General features: G+C 70.8%; 1 protein-coding gene. It reads right to left on the reverse strand.

All coding sequences use genetic code 11. The features are described 5' to 3' along the window. Positions 1-111: 111 nt before the first annotated feature. On the reverse strand, positions 112-1,377 hold the full coding sequence (locus NW198_RS09625; protein ID WP_258340944.1) for an IS256 family transposase: 1,266 nt from the start codon (positions 1,375-1,377) through the stop codon (positions 112-114). Between the last annotated feature and the right edge of the window lie 111 nt (positions 1,378-1,488).

Below are 1,488 nucleotides of genomic sequence, written 5' to 3' on the forward strand. Positions count from 1 at the left end.
TCATGGGGGAGGGCCCCGGCTCGCGCCGGGGCCCTCCCCCTTCGCGTTCCGGAGGTAGCGTCTCAAAAAGTGGTGTAAGGCCCTCCGCCCGGAATCCCTGATGAGCCGAACCTACGCCGCCGTCGCCCCCTCGTCAAGCCCAGAGAGCGCGACGATCCTCGCCCTCGCCCTCCCCAGCTGCTCCTCCGTCGGGTCGGGGACGGGCGCCGCGACAATCTCCCACAGCCCCTCAATCGCCGCGGGGTCCATGTACCTGCGGCTTGACCAGTCCTCGGAGGCCTCGTAGCAGACCGCCCCGACCAGGTGGATCAGCGCCGCCTCCGACGGGAAGCTCTGGACCACGCGCGCCCGGCGCTTGATCTCGCGGTTGCAGCGCTCCTGGACGTTGTTCGTCCGTATCCTCCTGCGGTGCGCCTCGGGGAAGTCGAGGTAGGCCAGGGCGTCCGCCTCAGCCCCCTCCATGATCTTGCCCGCGTCCGGCGAGAGCCCCGAGATGACGCCGCAGGCCGCCCGGTAGAGCGCCCTCACCTTGGAGGGGTCCTCCTCGTCGAACGCGGCGTGCAGGACCCTTCCTACGGAGGCCCTCTTCGCGCGCGTGGGGCACGCGTCGACGATGTCGCGCTCGAGGTGGACCACGTACCTCTGCCAGGCCGCGCCCGGGAAGATCTCGCGCACCGCGCGGACGATGCCGCCGTTGGCGTCGGAGGTCACGCACTGCACGCCGGAGAGGCCCCGCTCGCGCAGGCCGCGCAGGAACCCCTTCCAGCTCGCGTAGGACTCCGCGTCGACGCAGGCCAGGCCCACGACGCGCCGCACGCCGTCCTCGCCCACCGCGATGGCGGTGACCACCGCGGCGGTGGCGCCGTGGCCGCCTCTCCTGCAGGGCACGTAGGTCGCGTCCACCCACAGGTACGGGAAGCGCATGGGCGGCAGCTGGCGCGAGCGCAGCTCCGCGACCTCGGCGTCCAGCGCCGCGCAGATGCGCGAGACGGCGTCCTTCGAGAGCCGGTCGGCCCCCATGCGCTCGAGGACCCTGCCGACCTTCCTGGTGGAGACCCCGAGCGCGTACATCTCCGCCACCGCGCAGATCACGGCGCGGTCGACCCTGCTCCACCTCTCGACCAGGCCTTCCGGGAAGTAGGTGCCCCGGCGCAGCTTCGGTATCCTGAGCGTGATGATCCCGACCTGCGTCTCGAGCCGCCTCTCGCGGAACCCGTTCCTCGTGGTCCCGGCCGCCTCGCAGGCGGCGTCGGCCTGGGCGGCCATCATCTCGTTGACGCCGGCCTCGAGGAGGGCGCGGGCGAGGCCGGTCAGGCCCTCGCCGCCCTCGTCGAGCAGCTCCTTCATTGCGAACGCGTCTTGCTGTACAGTGTCCATTGCGGTCTCCGCTCCCTCGAATCCTTCTCTTGGTCGAAAGAGATTCTAGGTCGGGGGCCGCGCCTATATCAGGCCTTCCTTACACCACAATTCGCGACGCGATCGTTCCGC

The sequence above is a fragment of the Thermophilibacter sp. ET337 genome, from assembly GCF_024733715.1.
Taxonomy (GTDB): domain Bacteria; phylum Actinomycetota; class Coriobacteriia; order Coriobacteriales; family Atopobiaceae; genus Thermophilibacter.

What these genes read in the sequence shown, in the direction of transcription:
- NW198_RS09625 (WP_258340944.1), bottom strand. Translation starts at nt 1,377, where the DNA reads ATGGACACTGTACAGCAAGACGCGTTCGCAATGAAGGAGCTGCTCGAC.